This window comes from Aeromonas enteropelogenes (assembly GCF_000819845.1).
Classification (GTDB): domain Bacteria; phylum Pseudomonadota; class Gammaproteobacteria; order Enterobacterales; family Aeromonadaceae; genus Aeromonas; species Aeromonas enteropelogenes.
The window spans coordinates 160,539-178,808 of record NZ_CDCG01000013.1; the positions used below are offsets into that span (position 1 = coordinate 160,539).

The 18,270-nt window shown below is 59.2% G+C and carries 18 protein-coding genes; 3 read left to right on the forward strand and 15 right to left on the reverse strand.

Going from position 1 to position 18,270, the window contains the following annotated elements:
• Positions 1-77: 77 nt before the first annotated feature.
• The 7 genes from proX to BN1123_RS05425 all read right to left on the reverse strand — a co-directional run bounded on the left by proX (position 78) and on the right by BN1123_RS05425 (position 6,528).
• Positions 78-1,049 carry a glycine betaine/L-proline ABC transporter substrate-binding protein ProX gene (gene proX / locus BN1123_RS05395; protein ID WP_042025753.1) on the reverse strand — a complete coding sequence of 324 codons (972 nt, stop codon included), beginning with the start codon at positions 1,047-1,049 and terminating at the stop codon, positions 78-80.
• Positions 1,046-2,200, reverse strand: coding sequence for a glycine betaine/L-proline ABC transporter permease ProW (proW, locus tag BN1123_RS05400; RefSeq protein WP_042025754.1), 1,155 nt, complete (start codon positions 2,198-2,200; stop codon positions 1,046-1,048). The genes proX and proW overlap by 4 nt, the downstream gene beginning before the upstream one ends.
• Positions 2,197-3,393, reverse strand: a complete 1,197-nt coding sequence (proV, locus tag BN1123_RS05405; protein WP_042025755.1) for a glycine betaine/L-proline ABC transporter ATP-binding protein ProV — start codon at positions 3,391-3,393, stop codon at positions 2,197-2,199. The genes proW and proV overlap by 4 nt, the downstream gene beginning before the upstream one ends.
• A 681-nt stretch (positions 3,394-4,074) precedes the next feature.
• On the reverse strand, positions 4,075-4,575 hold the full coding sequence (folA, locus tag BN1123_RS05410; protein WP_042025756.1) for a type 3 dihydrofolate reductase: 501 nt from the start codon (positions 4,573-4,575) through the stop codon (positions 4,075-4,077).
• A gap of 24 nt (positions 4,576-4,599) precedes the next feature.
• A complete protein-coding gene (locus tag BN1123_RS05415) occupies positions 4,600-5,067 on the reverse strand; it encodes a threonine/serine exporter family protein (RefSeq protein ID WP_026456638.1) in 468 nt (155 codons plus the stop codon).
• Positions 5,068-5,173: 106 nt separating this feature from the next.
• Entirely contained in the window at positions 5,174-5,971 is a 798-nt protein-coding gene (locus tag BN1123_RS05420) for a threonine/serine exporter family protein (protein ID WP_042025757.1), read from the reverse strand.
• A 224-nt stretch (positions 5,972-6,195) separates the two neighbouring features.
• The gene (locus BN1123_RS05425; RefSeq protein WP_042025790.1) at positions 6,196-6,528 is read right to left on the reverse strand and encodes a DUF3135 domain-containing protein; all 333 of its coding nucleotides are present in this window, start codon (positions 6,526-6,528) and stop codon (positions 6,196-6,198) included.
• Between the two features lie 396 nt (positions 6,529-6,924).
• Between BN1123_RS05425 and mog the strand changes: the two genes are divergently transcribed.
• Complete coding sequence (mog, locus tag BN1123_RS05430; protein WP_042025758.1) at positions 6,925-7,455, forward strand: molybdopterin adenylyltransferase; 531 nt, start codon at positions 6,925-6,927, stop codon at positions 7,453-7,455.
• Between the two features lie 71 nt (positions 7,456-7,526).
• Here mog and BN1123_RS05435 read toward each other — a convergent pair whose 3' ends face one another.
• The 7 genes from BN1123_RS05435 to trmB form a co-directional block, all read right to left on the reverse strand.
• Positions 7,527-7,928, reverse strand: coding sequence for a DUF2541 family protein (locus BN1123_RS05435; protein ID WP_042025759.1), 402 nt, complete (start codon positions 7,926-7,928; stop codon positions 7,527-7,529).
• Positions 7,929-8,114: 186 nt separating this feature from the next.
• Positions 8,115-8,324 (reverse strand): YgdI/YgdR family lipoprotein, encoded by a 210-nt coding sequence (locus tag BN1123_RS05440; protein ID WP_026456840.1) that lies wholly within the window; start codon positions 8,322-8,324, stop codon positions 8,115-8,117.
• A gap of 99 nt (positions 8,325-8,423) precedes the next feature.
• The gene (locus BN1123_RS05445; protein ID WP_042025760.1) at positions 8,424-9,605 is read right to left on the reverse strand and encodes a S8 family peptidase; all 1,182 of its coding nucleotides are present in this window, start codon (positions 9,603-9,605) and stop codon (positions 8,424-8,426) included.
• Positions 9,606-9,723: 118 nt separating this feature from the next.
• The gene (locus BN1123_RS05450) at positions 9,724-11,016 is read right to left on the reverse strand and encodes a rhodanese-like domain-containing protein (RefSeq protein ID WP_042025761.1); all 1,293 of its coding nucleotides are present in this window, start codon (positions 11,014-11,016) and stop codon (positions 9,724-9,726) included.
• A 27-nt stretch (positions 11,017-11,043) separates the two neighbouring features.
• Positions 11,044-11,964 (reverse strand): glutaminase B, encoded by a 921-nt coding sequence (glsB, locus tag BN1123_RS05455; protein ID WP_042025762.1) that lies wholly within the window; start codon positions 11,962-11,964, stop codon positions 11,044-11,046.
• A gap of 103 nt (positions 11,965-12,067) precedes the next feature.
• Positions 12,068-12,400, reverse strand: coding sequence for a YggL family protein (locus BN1123_RS05460; protein ID WP_042025764.1), 333 nt, complete (start codon positions 12,398-12,400; stop codon positions 12,068-12,070).
• A gap of 13 nt (positions 12,401-12,413) precedes the next feature.
• Positions 12,414-13,127, reverse strand: a complete 714-nt coding sequence (gene trmB, locus BN1123_RS05465; RefSeq protein ID WP_042025765.1) for a tRNA (guanosine(46)-N7)-methyltransferase TrmB — start codon at positions 13,125-13,127, stop codon at positions 12,414-12,416.
• Between the two features lie 327 nt (positions 13,128-13,454).
• Between trmB and BN1123_RS05470 the strand changes: the two genes are divergently transcribed.
• Together BN1123_RS05470 and BN1123_RS05475 are read left to right on the forward strand one after the other, a co-directional pair.
• Positions 13,455-14,636, forward strand: a complete 1,182-nt coding sequence (locus BN1123_RS05470) for an aminotransferase-like domain-containing protein (protein ID WP_042025766.1) — start codon at positions 13,455-13,457, stop codon at positions 14,634-14,636.
• A gap of 173 nt (positions 14,637-14,809) precedes the next feature.
• Positions 14,810-15,715: a TIGR01777 family oxidoreductase gene (locus BN1123_RS05475; RefSeq protein WP_042025767.1), complete on the forward strand. Its 906-nt coding sequence runs from the start codon at positions 14,810-14,812 to the stop codon at positions 15,713-15,715.
• 77 nt (positions 15,716-15,792) lie between these two features.
• Here the strand turns inward: BN1123_RS05475 and BN1123_RS05480 are convergent, their stop codons facing one another.
• Positions 15,793-18,240, reverse strand: a complete 2,448-nt coding sequence (locus tag BN1123_RS05480; RefSeq protein ID WP_042025768.1) for an ABC transporter permease — start codon at positions 18,238-18,240, stop codon at positions 15,793-15,795.
• Between the last annotated feature and the right edge of the window lie 30 nt (positions 18,241-18,270).

Below are 18,270 nucleotides of genomic sequence, written 5' to 3' on the forward strand. Positions count from 1 at the left end.
GGCGCTTTTATAAGTGACACTCAAAGAACTTGGATACCTGAGCGGTATGGCTGCATTTTCTTGTTCCCAGCCCCCGCTTACTTCGCGGCGCGAGCCCGAGTCAGCCAGTCGTTGACCAAATCCTTGTGCCCCTTGAGCCAGGCATCTGCGTGACGCTCGATATCCGCCGGCTTGTTCTGACCCTGCTTCATCAGCCCATTTTGTACGTTGATGTCATTGATGGGCAGCTTCATCTCGGCAAACAGCTTGGCGGCAGAGGGGTTGGCCTCGGCAAACCCCTTGTTAGCCACTATGTGCATGGTATTCATTTCAAAGCCATAGTTTTTGCCATTCGCCAATTGGGTATCCCCCTCACGTCCCTCTGGCAAGGCGGTATAAGGCACTTCCAGCCATACCACATCCTTGCCGGGCACCAGCTCACCACTCACCCAGTACGGGGTCCAGGTGTAGTAGAGCACGGGTTTTTGTTCCTTGAAGCGGGTAATAGTGTCGGCAATGATGGCCGCATAATTGCCCTGTTGATGCGTCACTGTCTGTGCCAGACCGTACGTCTTGAGCTGATGATTGATCACCATCTCGCAGCCCCAACCCGGATTGCAGCCGGCCAGATCAGCCTTGCCATCGCCATCGCTGTCAAACAGGGCAGCCAGCTTGGGATCCTTCAACTGGGCTATGTTGGTGATGCCGTATTTGTCGGCAGTAGCCTTGTCGATGAGATAACCCTGGGCCGCCCCGGTCACATAGGTACCCTTGCGGTAGAACTTGGTATCGCCCCCGGCCTTTTCATACTTGTCCTTATGGAGCGGATCCCAGTTGAAAGCGAGAAAAGTGGCATCGCCACTGGCGACCGAGGCATATCCTACGTTGTAGTCCGCCTCTTTGGCTGGTTTGACATCATAACCCAGCTCACCCAGCAGCTTGCTCACCAGCAGGGTCTGAAAGGCTTCCTCCGGCAACGTACTCTGGATGGGTTGAACCGTGACACCGGCCATGGCGGCCGTGCTCAGCAGCAGGCAACCCAGCGTCATTCCTTGGGTAATGGCTTTCATACTTGTCCTCCTTTGGTGTGAGTCTTGTGGCGATGTTCGAACGGGGCGAGCAACAGGGCAATAGGACCACGCCGATACCAGCGGCCAACATGCCCTGATTTGGACTGGCCCATCGCCTGGGTCATGCGATCCAGCACTATGGCCAGCAGCACAATGCCAAGCCCCCCTACCGAGGCCATCCCCATGTCGAGACGTCCGATACCGCGCAATACCATCTGGCCAAGACCCCCCACGGCTATCATGGAGGCGATCACCACCATGGAGAGGGAAAGCATCAGCGACTGATTGACCCCTGCCATGATGGTGGGCATGGCGAGCGGCAGCTGCACCTTGAGCAGCAGCTGGGAGGGGCTGGCACCAAATGAATTCCCGGCTTCGATGAGATCCTCCGGTACCTGACGAATGCCGAGGATGGTCAGTCTGATCATGGGCGGCAATGCAAAGATGATGGTCACCACCACCCCGGGCACATTCCCTATGCCAAACAACATGACGATGGGGATGAGATAGACAAAGGCCGGGGTCGTCTGCATGGCATCCAGCAACGGCCGGGTCCAGCTGGTCGCTTTCTCGCTACGGGCCAGCAGAATACCGGCCGGCAAGCCAATCAGGATGCAGAAGAAGAGTGAAGTCAGCACCAGCGACAGGGTCACCATGGCATCAGCCCAGGCACCGATAAGACCTATGCCGATCAGCGAGACCAACGTCCCCAACGCCATCCGCCCACTGACCAGTTGCCAGGCAACCAGGGTCAATAGCACAACCATGATGGAAGAAGGAATGCTCTGCAGCGCACTGGTCAGCGCATTGAGTGTCACTTCGACGGGTGCACGTATGATCTGGAACAGGGGTCTGAAGTTGCTCACCAGCACGCCAATGCCCTGTTCGACCCAGCTATCGAGTGGCACCCAGGCATGCTGGAAAGGATCCAGGGGGTCGAAAGCCGGCTCTTCCGCTTTCGCAGCAAGCTCGGCCTGCCAGTCATTGCTGGCCACCGCCGTCTCGGTTGAACTGCCCCAGGGATCCTCGGCCGCGTCCTTAGTCTCACTGCTGACCGCATCATCTTGATGATTGGCCGTCGCCTCTTCAGCCCATGCGGGGTAGCTTGCCAGCAACAGGAGTGCCAGGCAGAGGGAGAGTAATTGCTTCATGCCGGGGTACTCCTGTCCAGGGTGTTGAGTAGATTCGCCTTCGAAATGAGGCCCAGGTAAGTACCATCTTCCTCAATAACCGGCACCTGGCAGGGAGCCGCCGCTACCTGGCTGATCAGCTCATGCAGCGGGGTATCAGCCAATAGCGGCGTCACCTCATCCAGCAAGGCCTGTTCCAGGCTGCCCTTGCTATCCACAGTGCGCGCCAGCGATGCGAGAGAGACAACGCCCACGAAACGACGAGCACGATCAACCACATAACCAAACTCACGATCCTGCTGCTTGAGTTGGCGCAGGGCGTTGGCCGGCCCGTCCGTGGTGTGCTTCTTGATAAGCGGCATCTGCTTGCGGCTGACGATATCGCGGGCACTGAACACGTTGGCCAGATCCACACCGCGAAAAAAGGCACGCACATAGTCGTTGGCAGGCTGACTCAGGATCTCGTCGGGCGTCCCGACCTGGATCACCTGCCCATCCTGCATGATGGCGATGCGATCACCGATGCGCATCGCCTCATCCAGGTCGTGAGATATGAAGACGATGGTGCGTTGATGGCTGGCCTGCAGCTTGAGCAACTCATCCTGCATCTCGGTGCGGATCAGCGGATCCAGCGCGGAGAAGGCCTCATCCATCAACAGAATGTCGGGATCATTGGCAAGTGCGCGGGCCAAGCCAACCCGCTGCTTCATGCCACCGGAGAGGGCGTCGGGGAAGGCATTCATCCAGGGCCCCAGCCCCACCTGATCGAGAGCCTGACGGGCACTTTGCTGGCGCTCGAGAAGTGGCACACCAGCCAGCTCCAGGCCAAAGGCGGTATTTTCCAGCACGGTCAGATGAGGCATAAGAGCAAAAGACTGAAACACCATGCTGATCTTCTTGCGCCGCACCTGACGCAGTTCTCTGTCCGAGATGGTGGCAATGTCTTCACCATCGATCAGTACCTGACCACGGGTCGGCTCGATCAGCCGGTTGAAGAGCCGCACCAGAGTAGATTTACCCGAGCCGGACAAACCCATCACGACGAAGATCTCCCCCTCGTGGATGGCCAGATCGACCCCCTGCACACCCAGGGTCTGTCCGGTCTTTTTTAGAATGCTGGCGCGATCGTGCCCTTTCGCCAGCAATTTGAACGCCTTTTCCGGCTGTTCTCCGAAGATTTTATAGAGTGATTTGACTTCGATTTTGACTGTCATACTGTCCTTTTTTCATGGTCGACATCTTGACAATTTGCCTGCCGAACGTGAGCCAATTACTTTTAACACTAAGCAATTTGTATCTAGAAAAAAAGGGTTATATCCCAACCCAAAAGAACGGAATCAGCCAATTCATTGATTGAAAAGGGTTTATTTGAACAATAAAAATACATTAAGTTGAACATTATTCAGATGACAGGATGAAAAATGCTTCGCCATTTAAATAATTGATATTTTTATTGAACAGTCAGTGACAGAGGGAACGCTGGCAAGAAAATGGGAGTCGTCAGCAGGTTCAGAATCACCCGTATTAACAAGGTTGGCGACGCCATCGCCGGGATGAAAAACAGGAAAGCTTGAGAGTCAAAAAAGCATGGACCATGCCAGCATGAATTATGTGGTCAGGTAACTCATCATTGTTGCGTTTTGACCAGTCAGGAAGAGCGGGAGAAAGATCAGGCTTTTCGGGGGTGGCGCCGGGACATGCTCCCGAACAGTCATCAAAGCTGTAAAAATTATTACAACCCTAACGATATCAAGCCAAAAAAGGAGCGAATGAAGTAGCGCGCTTTGGTGCAGCCATGGCAGAGATCTTGTCTGCCAGGCAGAAGCTTCATTGCAAGAAAAAGCCCCTTGTGCGGCACCAGGGGCTTTTTGGCTTCAACGATGATGCAATGAGGTTCAGCAGCAGCGCTGCCAGGTCTCGAAACGATAGGGATGCGGGTTTTTCTCGTCGGCGGGATGGGCTTCGCTTTCAACAAGCTGCCACTGGCCGTCATCAAACGCAGGAAAGCGGGTGTCCCCCTCCACCGCCAGCTCGATGCGGGTCAGATAGAGGCAATCGGCCTTGGCCAGCAGCTGGCCATAGAGGTGACCACCGCCGATCACCATCAACTCGTCCACTTCCCCCACCTCTGCCAGCGTTGCCAACACGGCCTCGATGGATGGAAATACCTCGGTTCCTTCAGGGGCTGCATAGGCGGCGTTGCGGCTAATAATCAAATTGCGACGCCCGGGCAAGGGGCGACCAATGGACTCGAAGGTCTTGCGCCCCATCAGTACCGGCTTGCCGAGCGTGACCCGCTTGAAGTGGGCCAGATCGGCCGGCAGATGCCAAGGCATCTGGTTGTCCTTGCCGATCACCCGATCCTGGGCCATGGCGGCGATCATGGAAATCTTCATGGTGTCAGCCTCTCACAAAACCATCTAAATTATGGGCCGGTTACGATATACGACCAGAGAGGGGATCGCCAACCCAAAACTTAGGGCCCCTACGATAAAGATAGACTTTAACCCGTTCTCCACCGCGCTCTGGATAAGCTCCATGCTCACCCCCGAGATATTGAGCTCAACCACCGCAATCATGGTCTTGAACGCATAGCTGCCCGGGATCATGGGAATGATGGAAGCGACGCTGAATACGGGGCGGGGCGCCAGCAGGCGGCGTGACCAGTAGACGCAGACAAACCCGACCGTGGTCGCCGCCGCCAGGGTAGCCCATTCGATGGTCATGCCGTAATGGATGAGCAGGGTACGCAGGCTGTGGGCCAGCGCCCCGCCCATGGCGCAATATTTGAGCATGCGCGGCGGCACGTTGAAGATCATGGCAAAACCCACCGCCGGTATGGCCGACCAGAAGGCATCCTTGGCCAGCAGCCAGAGCAGATCCATCATACTGTCCCCCCCCTGATTCCGGTCACCGAGATGGTCAGAATGATGCCGATATGGCTTCCTGCGCTGATGGCCAGATCCTCATGTGCCAACTCAGAGTCAACAACCATCATACCTTCCACCCCCAGATGCCCGTCACCGTCATCGCCAGGATAATACCGATGGCAGCGCTGATGGTCAGCAGGGTCGCCGTGCCCCAGCGGGCCAGCCCCATATTGAAGTAGCCCTTCACCATATCGGAGACCGCATTGATGAGCGGGAAGCCCGGCACCAGCAGCAACACGCTGGCCGCCATGGCCAGATAGGGTTGCTCACCCCAATGGAAGAAGGTGGCGCTGGAGGAGAGCAGGGTCGCGATAAAGCCGGTCACAGCAAAGTTGATCAAGGGGCTGTGGTGATGGCGAGCCATCAGCTGGCGCACCCGCATCGCCACGGCGGAGGAGAAACAGGTGACCAGGAAGATGGGCCAGTCACCGCCAAACAGCAGGCTGAACGCGCCGCAGGATAGCCCGACCATGGGCACCACCAACCAGGGATGGTAGTGAAACGGCACTATGGCCTCGAGCCGTTGGCGCACTTCTCGGGCACCAATCAATTCTTTTTCCGCCATGATGCAGATACGCTGGATTTCGCACACCACCTGCATATTGATGCCATGCTCCCGTACTCTGCGGGTGGTGGTGACGCATCCTCCCTGATAGAGGCTGGTAAGCACGATAGCGCTGGAGGAGATGGCCATCTCGACGCTCTCCAGCCCCAGCGCCAACCCCAACCGAACCGTGGTCTGCTCTATGATGCGGCTTTCTGCGCCAAACTGGGCCAGCATTTGCCCCACCTTGACGATAATGCGGGTGATCTCGGTCTGCTGCTCCCGCGACAACACCCGCCTTGGCGTGATACTTCTCATAATCCCTTCGAGTCGTAGCAATTAAAACTTTGGTCATACTAGCTTACTTCTTGCCGCTATTCATCTACTGCTATCAGTGACATATCGTCATTATTTATTAAATAACGCCAAGGCAATCACAACTTCATTACAAGTCATCTTATAAATAACAACAGAATCCCCTCTCCGACTATATTCCTGTCAGGCTTGCTGGATTTAATCAGGTAAAAATAAACTACAGAAGATTATTTAAGATGTTGATAATCTGCCAGCCGGACTATTTTGCTGCTGCTATCGTTTTCATCTGGCAGCTCCTCCTCCTTGAATTGCATCATTTCGGTTTGCATCAAATAAAAGGAGTCTTTCATCATATTGGCAATCCGGATGCAACTGTCGAGATTGTTTTTTGCCAGACGGCGCTGGCCATCAATCTGGAACTGCAGGCCCAACAGACGACGCTGCTGCTCAGGCCCCGCCCGGGCCATCAACTCATCTATCTGTTGCTGCAGTATCGTCTCGAGTTGGGCCGGCTCAGTGGCGGCAAGCTCTTTCAGGGTATCGAAATCAGGCAATTCCATAAAGATGCCCTCCATCATGCACCGCAATATGGACTGAGAAAAGACGACGGCTCATCATCGGCCTCTCTCGTTTTTATATACGCCTGAACAATCCCGGGTTCACTCCCAAAAGTGCGCCTTGCCAGAAACAATAAGACTCAAACTGACAGCAAAGCCTGTAATTATCGATACATTTCAATAAATTATTAATTCAATCCTGAACTCGGTTCCACTTATACAATTTTGTATTATCCCGCTCCTCTTTTATTGCGACCAAACGAACCAGACTCATTATTTTTGCTTCATTCGACACTTATATTTCAATCAAGCATCGCTGCCCAAGCTACCATCGTTTAACTTATCTTGCTGATTATGCTATTTTATTTTCCACTTATTCAGCGCAACCAAGAGCAGACCATGAGCAAGGCAAAAATCGGTATCGTTACTGTCAGCGATCGTGCCAGTGCCGGCATCTATGAAGACCTCTCCGGCAAGGCCATCATCGACACCCTAAACGCCTACCTGACTTCGGAGTGGGAGCCTGTTTACCAGGTGATCCCGGATGAGCAGGATCAGATCGAGGCAACCCTGATCCGCCTGGCGGATGAAGAGGAGTGCTGCCTTGTGGTCACCACCGGCGGTACCGGCCCGGCCAAGCGAGATGTCACCCCGGAAGCCACCGAAGCGGTATGCGATCGCATGATGCCCGGCTTTGGCGAGCTGATGCGGGCCGAATCTCTCAAGTTTGTGCCAACCGCCATTCTCTCCCGCCAGACCGCCGGCTTGCGGGATGACACCCTGATCGTCAACTTGCCGGGCAAGCCAAAGTCCATCCGTGAGTGCCTGGACGCCGTCTTCCCCGCCATCCCCTACTGTATCGATCTGATGGAAGGACCTTATCTCGAATGCGATGAAACCGTCATCAAACCCTTCCGTCCGAAAAAATAATAAAAAAATGGCGAGCCACCCGGCTCGCCATATTCACGGAACAAGAAAATTAATATCCAGGCAGTATTCGTTTACTTGCGACCAAATACTTTAACGCCAGCCTTGCTACGCTCTGAATTACCATAGACTTCAATTTTCTTCACGCAGCGACGTGAACCCAGCGAGCGCCACTCCGTTTCTTTCTCGCCACGCATTTCCCGATCAAAATAGATGGTTTTGGTGCGATCACCACCATAGGTCACCACCACACGCTCCAGGGTCAAATCCCGCTCGGCCTTCACCTTGATATATTTGGTCTGACGGCAGATCACCAAAGGGATGGTTGCGCCATGATCCCCGGCCCCCAGCAGTATAGTCCGTCCCAGGGTAAATTGGTCATCACCTGCGTAGCTGCTCGATGCAACGGCCAGCAAGGCGCCCCCCAGCAGGGCTCGGACGGAAAAACGTGATTTAAGGACAGACATCAGGGACATAACACCTCCAATAAAACGGAGCGTCATGATAGCGGCGCAACCATAACGGCAGCTGTACCTGATTAATAAATATTGCTGAAAAATCATCCACTAATAACAAAGTGTGAGCGAATTAATCATTTCGGGGGAGAGGCCCGAAAATGACAGGGGCCGCCCATGGGCAGCCCCTGTGACCACTGATGGCAATCAGCGCTCCATGATCTGGGTGACGTCATCCTTCTTGATCATCACCTCACGCCCTTCTTCATCGTAATAACGATACATGCCGGTGCTCTCGTCCAGCCTGGGCTTGCTGTCGGTGGTGATCATTTTCCCGTCTTTGGTACTCATGATGTATTGGGAACTGCACGCCACCAACCCGAATGCACATACCAGGATAATCATCAGTTGTTTCATCACCAGTCTCATCTCCCTGTGTTCTCCCTCAACACCGAGGGCGGTGTTTGAAGCCTAGTCCAGAATCGCCAAGCCTGAGGGATTTTAGCCAACTATCAGCTACTTGCGTCCACCTTGCTTGCCACCGCCCGTGCTGCTAGTGCTGCCGTCACACCCGAGCGCCAGCCGATCCGCAGCCGCCCTGGCCTGCACCAGGCCGTAGCCATAGCTGTTGTCCCGTCCGGCCGTACCCAGATCCTGAGAGCTGAGGCGCAAGGTCTGGCGCAATTGATCGTTGCTGCACTCCAGCCGCTGCGACCAGGCCAGGGCGGCCACCCCGACCACGTGGGGGGTCGCCATCGAAGTGCCACTGTAGTAGGCGTAACCGCCCGGCACGGTCGACATCACCGAGACACCGGGGGCCGCCAGCTCCACCTGATCGTTGCGTTGGGAGAAATAGGCAAGCTGCTTGTTGGCATCGATGGCTGCCACGCTCACCACACTGCTGTAGGAGGCAGGATAGGACTTGCTGGTATTGCCGGCATTGCCTGCCGCCGCCACGCTCAGCACATTCTGGCTGTAGGCCTGGTTGAAGGCTCTCTCTTCGGTCTTGCTGGGGACACTCCCCCCCAGACTCATATTGATGACCATGCGGGTAAAACCACGGCTGGACATTGCCTGCTGGCAGGCGTTAAGCGCCCCCACCAGGTTGGAGGTATAGGCCCAGCCATTGGCGCCAAACACCTTGATGATGTGCAGCGGCACGCTCTGGTTCGGCAGCCCCCCGACCACGCCCATGTCGTTGCCACCCACTGCGGCTATGGTGCCCGCCACATGGGTGCCGTGGCCATTTTCGTCGCTGCTCCAGCTGCCGGTACCGGCATTGTCACTGCCCTGTACCTGAGCCCCATGCGGCAAGTCGGGATGATTGCCGCTGTAACCCGAGTCGATGATGCATACCAGCACCTCCCCGGCCGCCGCATCGCTCAGCTGCGGCGCCTGCACCATGGGAATGCCGTAAGGCAGCGTTTCGGCACTGGCATAACGTTTGGCATCCGGTTCAACCCAGAGCACGTTGGGATTACGCGCCAAGGCTGTGACTGCCGTCGACGGCAACCAGAGTGCAAGGGCATTTTGCTCCGTCAGCGCCAGTGCCAGCTCGCCCCCCATCCCCCGACTCTGGACCAGCACGGAGTCGCTGGCACCCGGTTTGATCTGCACCAGATAGCGGGCCCGCTCTGCGGCCATGGCCCCCTGCCCCAACATCCCTGCCACCAGCAGACTTATCCATATCCGTTTCATCAGTCACTCCTCACGTCGATCTGATATCTCTTCGCAAAAAGTGTAGTGTTCCGTGGCCACTGACACGAACCGGGATAAAAAAAGCCGGACAGATGTCCGGCCTTTTCACGATTATCAATTACTTGGCGGGCTGACGCTCACCGGTCACCGTGGGATTCATGGGATCCATGCTCCACTCGTACCAGCCACCGTCATAGACGCTGATCCGTTTCCAGTCCATCAGCCAGGCGTAGAAGAAGGCCTCGGAAGCGCGCCAGCCGGTACCGCAATAGAAGGCGGCCTGCTGGGTCGGCTCTATGTTCCACTCATCCCACATGGCGAGGATCTCGCCGGCCGGTTTCATGGTGCCGTCCGGGTTGTGGAAGCCGCTCATGCTGTTGGCATCCACGCCACCACGCCCCCACTTGGCCCCCGGGATGTCCCCTTTCGGCTTGATGTAGCTGTAACCCGAGGAGTTGCCGACAAACTCGTCCCAGGTACGAACACTGACCAGAGCGCCATCGGGCTGTTTGAGCAGCTCCTTGGCCTGGGCCAGAGTGGTGAGGTACTCGGGATGCACAGGAATGGTGGCCCCGAACTCTTTGACCGGTGCAAAGGTGTTGGGCAGGCCGGTTTCGGTGCGCAGATGCTGGCCAAACCAGGCCTCCAGGCCGCCGTCCAGCAGCCGCACATCTTCCACTCCGGCATACATCATCAGGTGGGCCGCCCGGGCCGCCGCCATGGTGTTGCGACCATAGAGGATGATGGTGGTATCGTGACGGATACCATTTTCCAGCAGCAGCTTCTTGAGCGCCTCGTCAGAGACCTTGTTCCACAGCGGCTCCTCCTCCAGGCGGTTGGTGTCGATATACCCCGCCCCCGGAATGTGGCTGATAAGGTAGGCCTTGGGTGCCCCCCAATCCACCTCGAACAACTTCCACTCCCCTTTCGGCGCGGCAACTACCGGCTTGCCGGCCTGCAGATCGGCCAGCCACTGCGGATAGACCAGCTGCTGCCAGCGAACCAGATGCTCGCGCGGGACACTCTGCCAATCCTGCAGCTCGAACAGCTGCTTGATGCCCTGCTGGCGCAACAGGCGGGCCACCTCGGCCACCTCGCGCGGCGCACCGTAGAGAACGACCGGGCGATCGGCTTTCAGTCCCTTGGCGGCAAGCGCCTTGGGCCACTCTTCATCACTGTATTTCCAGTCAGCGGAGAGGAGTTCGGCCCCGGCCACATGGCCACCCTGCTGCTCGCCCTCCATTGGCCACCCCTGATAGAAGTAGCTGGCACGGGTATCCAGGATGACCGCCTGCTTGGCTTTGGCATCGGTCAGGATGAGCGACGGCAATTCGGCAGCAAGGACGGGCCAGGCACACCAGAGCAGCAAGGTCGCCAGTGCGGCCTGCAGAGAGCGAAGATATCGTTTCATGATGATCTCTCGATTCATTGAACAAGGTTAAAAAATGGAGCGGCCCAAGCGCTCGGCCAGCAACTCCAGCGCCGCCGTGCCCGCCAGCGAATTGCCGGCCTTGTTGAGCTCGGGCGACCAGACACAGACGCACAACTCACCCGGGATGAGGGCGATGATGCCGCCGCCGACCCCGGATTTGCCCGGCATCCCCACCCGATAGGCAAAATCACCGGCCTCGTCATAGAGGCCGCAGGTGGCAAGCAGGGCATTGACCTGCTTGGTGGTACGGGCCGGCAGCAGCGGCGTCGTCTCACCGAGCGGCACACCCCGGTTGGCCAGATAGATGAAGGCCCGCGCCAGATCGACGCAACTCATACGGATCGCGCAGGCATTGAAGTAGCTTTGCAGCACCTTGTCCACTTCATTTTCGAAGTTGCCATAAGCCTTCATCAGGTAGGCGATGGCGGCGTTGCGGGCGGAGTGCTGGTATTCGGAGCGAGCCACTATCTGATCCGCCATGATGGCCGGGTTGCCGGAAAGACGGCGGGCCAGCTCCAGAGTACGCTGGCGCGGGGCGGTCAGGCGGGTCTCCAGCAGATCGCTCACTACCAGGGCTCCGGCATTGATGAAGGGGTTGCGGGGAATGCCCTGTTCGAATTCCAGCTGGACCAGGGAGTTGAATGGCTGACCGGACGGCTCCTTGCCCACCCGGGCCCAGATCTCCTCCTCCTGATAGAGGGTGAGGGCCAGCGTAAGGCTCAGGGCCTTGGAGATACTCTGGATGGAGAAGGGCTCGAAGGCATCACCTGCGGTGAACAGCTCTCCCTCCACGGTACAGACCGCCATACCGAGCCGATCGGCGGGCACCTGGGCCAGGGCGGGAATGTAGTCGGCCACCTTGCCTTGCCCCAGCAGCGGGCGCACCTCTTCCAGAATGCTGGCCAGTAATTCGGATGACAACACCATAAGCGATTCCATGACTAAAACGGCTGCGAAGAACCCGGGTCCACTGACAAAAATCCCGCCAGCGGCGGGATTTGTCTATCTGCCCACCATGGGCAAGAGATGATTAGGCCGGTTCACCGTACCAGAGGTCAAACAGCTCGCTGACCACCACAGCTTCCATCCCCTTGGCTTCCAGCCAGGCTTTGACGGCGGCGCGATCTTCTTCGGTGCACTTGCCGAGCTGCTGGGTGCAGATCATCCCTTCCCAGGCCAGGTGGCCGGAACCGGCGAAGGCCAGTTTGCGGGGTTCAATCACTTCATCGATCATCGCATCGACTACCGCATCGATGGTCTCTTCGGCAGTGCCGACCGGGAAGTTGAAACCGATGTCGAACCCCATTTCCTGGAATTCATCGACGCGCAGTTTCTTACGCAGGCGGCGGCTACGATTGGCCATGATAGCTCCTTAGTTAGTTGACACGTTTGAAAATCAGATCCCAAACCCCGTGACCAAGACGATGGCCCCGTTGTTCGAATTTGGTCAGCGGACGCCAGTCGGGACGCGGCACCCAGTTGCCGGTGGCAGAGGTGTTTTCGTACCCCTCGGCAGCGCTCATCACCTCCAGCATGTGCTCGGCATAATTTTCCCAGTCGGTGGCCATGTGGAAGACACCACCGATGGCCAGCTTCTGACGAATGGCCTGGGCGAACGCCGGCTGCACGATGCGGCGCTTGTGGTGGCGACTCTTGTGCCAGGGGTCAGGGAAGAAGAGCTGCAGGCAGGCGAGAGAGCCGTTCGGGATCATGTGCTCCAGCACCTCGACCGCGTCGTGGCAAATGACCTTGAGATTGGTGACGCCCGCTTCCTGGGCGGTACCCAGGCAAGCCCCCACACCCGGGGTGTGCACCTCGATGCCGATGAAGTTTTTCTCGGGGGCGTTCTTGGCCATCTCGACCAGGGAGGCGCCCATGCCGAAACCGATCTCCAGCACTACCGGCGCTTCGCGGCCAAACAGGGCGACCAGATCGAGCGGCTCTGGCGCGAAATCGATGCCCATGACCGGCCAGAGTTCTTCCAGGGCCTTCTCCTGCCCTTTGGTCAGGCGGCCTTCGCGACGGACAAAGCTGCGGATTTTGCGCATGAACTTGCCGTCTTCGTTAAATACATCTTGGGTCACAGGCATAATTGTCTCGTTATTTCATCAATCCGGGTAATACGTCTTGGATCCGCTCAGCGCAAGGACGGCTCGACGCTCGTTATTTCATCGCCTGGCGAAAACAGGGGAGCGAATTATCCCAAGATAGCCACTGGGCGCAAGTGTTTCGCACAACAAATCTTCCATCCACGCCCGCGGATCTCGCAGTCATGGGCAGTGGCCGCCGCCACGGCGCCAAACCGGCTCTTTTTTGGCGAATATTGTTACAGCCATTGCCTCATTTTTTAAATCTGATACAACCGGATAACTTGGCGGTCGAATGGAGTGACCGCTCATCATGCCAGAGAGAGTCCTATGCAGCCGTTTTTTGCCCAGCGTTTCGAAAAAGTCGAGCCTTCCTTTATCCGCGAAATCCTTAAAGTTGCCGCCAATCCGGAGATCATCTCCTTCGCCGGCGGTCTGCCCAACCCGCACCTGTTCCCAGTCAAGGCCATCGACCAGGCCTGCCAGGACGTGCTGCGCGAGCAGGGTGCCGCCGCCCTGCAGTATGCCGCCACCGAGGGCTTCGCTCCGCTGCGCCAATACATTGCCGACCGCTATCTGAGCCGCCACGGCATGCAGGTCAACCCGGACAACATCCTCATCACCAGCGGCTCCCAGCAGGCGCTGGATCTGCTGGGCAAGGTACTGATCGACGAAGGACAAGACCTCATCATCGAGGAGCCTGGCTATCTTGGCGCCATCCAGGCGTTTTCCGTCTATCAGCCCACCTTCAAGCCCATCACCCTCGGCGAGGAGGGGCTGGATCTGGCGGCGCTGGATGCGCTGCTGGAGCAGGGTTCCAACGCCAAGCTGCTCTACGGCGTGCCTAATTTCCAGAACCCGAGCGGCGTCTCCTACAACCGCGCCAACCGCGAGGCGCTGGCCGAGCGGCTGGTGCGCCACGAGCTGCTGATGGTGGAAGACGACCCCTACGGCGAGCTGCGTTTCGAGGGCGAGCACCTGCCCCCTATCGCCAAGCTGGCGCCGAACAATACCGTGCTGCTCGGCTCCTTCTCCAAGACCGTCGTCCCGGCCTTCCGCCTCGGCTGGATGCTGGTGCCGGACTGGCTGCGCAAGAAGGTCACCATCGCCAAGCAGGCCACCGATCTGCACAGCAATGCCTTCAGCCAGCAGGTGCTACACCGCTTCCTCTGCGACAACTCGCTGGATGCCCATCTGGAAAAGATCAAGGAGGTCTATGGCCGCCAGCGCGCCGCCATGGAGGCTGCCCTGGCCCGTCACTGCCCGCCCGGCGTCAGCTACACCCGACCGGAAGGGGGCATGTTCCTCTGGCTGACCCTGCCGCCGAGCGTCAGTGCCATGGCGCTGTTTGACGAGGCGATCAAGGAGAAAGTTGCCTTCGTACCCGGGGCCCCCTTCTACGTGCGCCCCGAGATCCAGAACACCCTGCGCCTGAGCTTCTCCTGCGTGGATGAGGCAACCATCGAAGAGGGGGTCAAGCGCCTCTGCCGCGCTCTCACCCGCATGCTCTGATAGAGCCGCCATGACGGCGAGCACGTTCCTGAAACCAGCGAGTGATCCGCTGGTTTTTTTTCGCCCGCATCCAGCGGCGGTAACAGAGCCGGCAGACAATGATGACCCAGCGGCCACTTGTTCAATGCCCAAGAGCTGATTAGAGTGAAAACAACGAATTAGGGAGCACAGCGATGAAGATTCTGATCACGGGGGGCACCGGCTTTATCGGCCGTCGACTGGTGGCCCATCTCAAGGTAAACCACGAGGTGGTAGTATTGAGCCGCCAGGGCAGTCGCGCTTATACCCTGCTGGGTCACGACATCAAGGTGCTCGACAGCCTGGACAGGCTCGACGATCTCAATGACGTGGATGCGGTCATCAACCTGGCGGGGGAGCCCATCGCCGCCGGACGCTGGAGCGAGCAGCGCAAGCAGCTGCTCTGCGACAGCCGCTGGCTGCTGACCGAACAGCTGGTGGATCTCATCAAGCTCTCGACCACGCCCCCCAAGGTGCTGATCAACGCCTCCGCCATCGGCTGGTATGGCAGGCAAGACGATGCGCCGCTGGATGAGCAGTGTCAGACGCCCCACGACGAGTTCACCCACCAGCTCTGCCAGCAGTGGGAAACCCTGGCTCAGGAGGCCCGCAGCCGCCTGACCCGGGTCTGCATCGTGCGGATCGGGCTGGTGCTTGGCACCGATGGCGGCGCCCTGCCCAAAATGCTGCCCCCCTACCGGTTTGGTCTCGGCGGTCCCATGGGCGCCGGCAACCAGGTGATGAGCTGGATCCATGTGCAGGATCTGGTGCGTGCCATCCTGTTTTTGCTGGAGCACGGCGAGTGTGACGGCATCTTCAACGGTACCGCCCCCCATCCGGTCAGCAACAGGGAGTTCAGCCAGACTCTGGCGCACACCCTTCACCGCCCCCATCTCTTTTTCGTGCCCGCAGCCTTGCTGCGCCTGATGATGGGAGAGGCATCGGATCTGCTGCTGACCGGACAACACGTGCTACCCGCCCGCCTGCAGCAGGCCGGTTTTCACTTCACTTACCCTGAACTCCCCCAGGCCCTCACCAATCTGCTGAGATCTCCCCGCTAGCACGCCCGATCCCAATAAAAACAACCCGGCCAATTGGCCGGGTTGTTTTTATTGACTGCAATTTTGCCTGCCGCCGCTTACAGCAAGCCCTGCCCCAAGCCGCGCAAGCGATCGCTCAGGGTGCCCGCCAGCAGTTGGCGACGCATCCCCTGCCCGGCCAGCGTCACCAGCACGGCCCCCAGGGCCGGCAAGGTCAGCCAGATGGCCCAATGGAACTGCCACTGCCCCTCGAACCACCACCACTGCAGACCGAATGAGCAGAGCTCCACCACCATGGCGGCGCACAGCCCCGCCAGTGCACCGCTCGCCACCAGCTCCCAACGCAGCATCCTCTTGAGCAGTGCGCTGCCGGCCCCCAGGGTGCGCATCAGCAGCAGCTCGCGGCGCCGGTGGGCCATGCTGGCCTGGGTCTGGGTCAGCAGCACCAGCAGCGCCGCCACCGTCACCAACCCCAGCATCAGGGCCAGCGCCCGGCTCACCTGTGCGGAAACTTGGCTCAGGCGGGCGATCAAGTCATCTACGTCAATGAGGCTGACCGTGGGATGGCGGCGGATGATCTCCACCTCGGCGGCGCGCCCGGCGGCGGGCAAGCGGTAGCTGCCGAGCCAGGTACGGGAGAAGGAGGAGAGCAGATCCTCCGAGAAAATCATGTAGAAGTTGGGGCGCATGTTGTCCCACTTGATGCTGCGAAGGCTGGTCACTCGAGCCCCGAAGCTGCGCCCGTCAATAGTGAAACCGAGCATGTCCCCCAGCTTGATGCCGAGCCTGCCGGCCAGCTCGCTGTCCACCGACACTTCCCCGGGCCCGTCAAACCAGCGCCCCGCCACCAGCTGGTTGTCGACCGGCAGGGTGCTGGTAGTGGTGAAATTGAGCTCCCGATCGACCCCCTCGCGGCCGCTGGCGGCCCCCTCACCCACCGCCTCGCCGGCGATGTGGGTCAGGCGACCGCGCACCATGGGGTAGAAGTCCGAAGTGACCGCGCCCGCCGCCGCCAGATCGGCCAGGATCCCCTCGCGCTCATGTTCCGCCACATTGACCAGAAACCGGTTGGGGGCATCGGCGGGCAGACGGGCCGAGAATTCGTCCAGCAGATCGACGCGCGCCGCCCACAAGAGGCCAAACAGCATGAGTGCCAAGGCAAAGCCCGCCAGCTGGAACAGGCCGCTGCTGCGCTCGCGGGAGAGATGGGCCAGTGCCAGACGCAGGGCGTGAGGGCCATTGACCCTGGCCCCCAGCCGCAGCAAGCCGGCGGCCAGCAGCGCCAGCAACCCCATCAGCAGGCCCATGCCCCCGACCAGCCCGAACGCCAGACGCATGTCGGCGGTAAAGCCCCACACCAGGGCAAACAGGCCGAGCAACCCGACCGGCAACGCCAGCCAGGGGGGCACGCTCGCCTCCAGCTCGCGGCGCAACACTCGCAGGGGCGGCACCTTGAGCAGGCGCAGGAAGGGCACGAAGGCGAGCAACAGGGTGATGAAGAAGGCAACCGCCACCCCGAGGGCGAAAGGACGCCAGGAGGGAGGCGGCAGATCCGGGGGCAGCAACGCTCCCAATAGTTGCAGAGTGACCCACTGCATCACAGTGCCCGCCAGCAGGCCAAGCAGGGCGCCAATCAGGGTCAGGGAGAGCAGCAGCACGCTCATCAGTTGCCACAGGCTGGCACGGGAAGCCCCCAGGGTCTTGAGCAGCGCCACCATATTGGTCTGGCGCTCGGCAAAGTGGCGCACTGCGATCCCCATGGCCAGCGCCCCCAGCAGTACGCCGCTTAAGGAGGCTAGACGGAAGAAACGCTCCGCATTGGCGAGCGAGCGCCCCACCCGGGACTCGCCGTCATCCGGCTTGATCCACTTCTGGCCCGGCTGCAGCTTTGGTTCCAGCCAGAGCTCGTAGCGGGCCAGTGACTCCCGCGAGCCCTGGAACAGATAGCGCCACTGCTGGCGCGAGCCGGGCAACAGGGCGCCGGTCGCCTCGATATCGGCACTGTGAATGAGAGCCCTGGGCGCCAGCAGGAAGGGGCTGAAGCCCTGATCCGGCTCCTCGCCAAGCAGCCCGGCCACTTTCAGCACCGTATTGCCGACCTCCAGTTCGTCCCCCGGCTTGGCCGCCAGCAGCTGCATCACCCGGGCCGACAGCCAGATCTCCCCGGGCGCGGGAGAACGCTGCGGGGTCAACTCCAGCTTGCCGTAGAAGGGAAAACCGTCCGGCACCGCCCGAATGGAGGCCAGCTGCAGCGCCTCACCATGAAACAGCATGCTGTTGAAGCTGACCGTAGTCTGCACCGCCAATCCGTCATTTTTGGCCTGCTGCAACCAGCCATCCGGCATGGCCGTGGCGGTGCGCAGCACCCGATCCGCCCCGATAAAGTCGCGGCCCGATGCCTTGAGGCCGGCATCAAGCCGATCGGCCACCAGCGCCACGCTCAGCACGCAAGCCACGCTTAGGGCCAGCGCCAGCACAAACCAGCGCAACTCGCCGTTGAATCCCTCCCGGCGAAGCAGTCGCCATCCCAGTCGCCACTGCATCATTCCCCCTGACCTCCATTTACTGGCCAAACA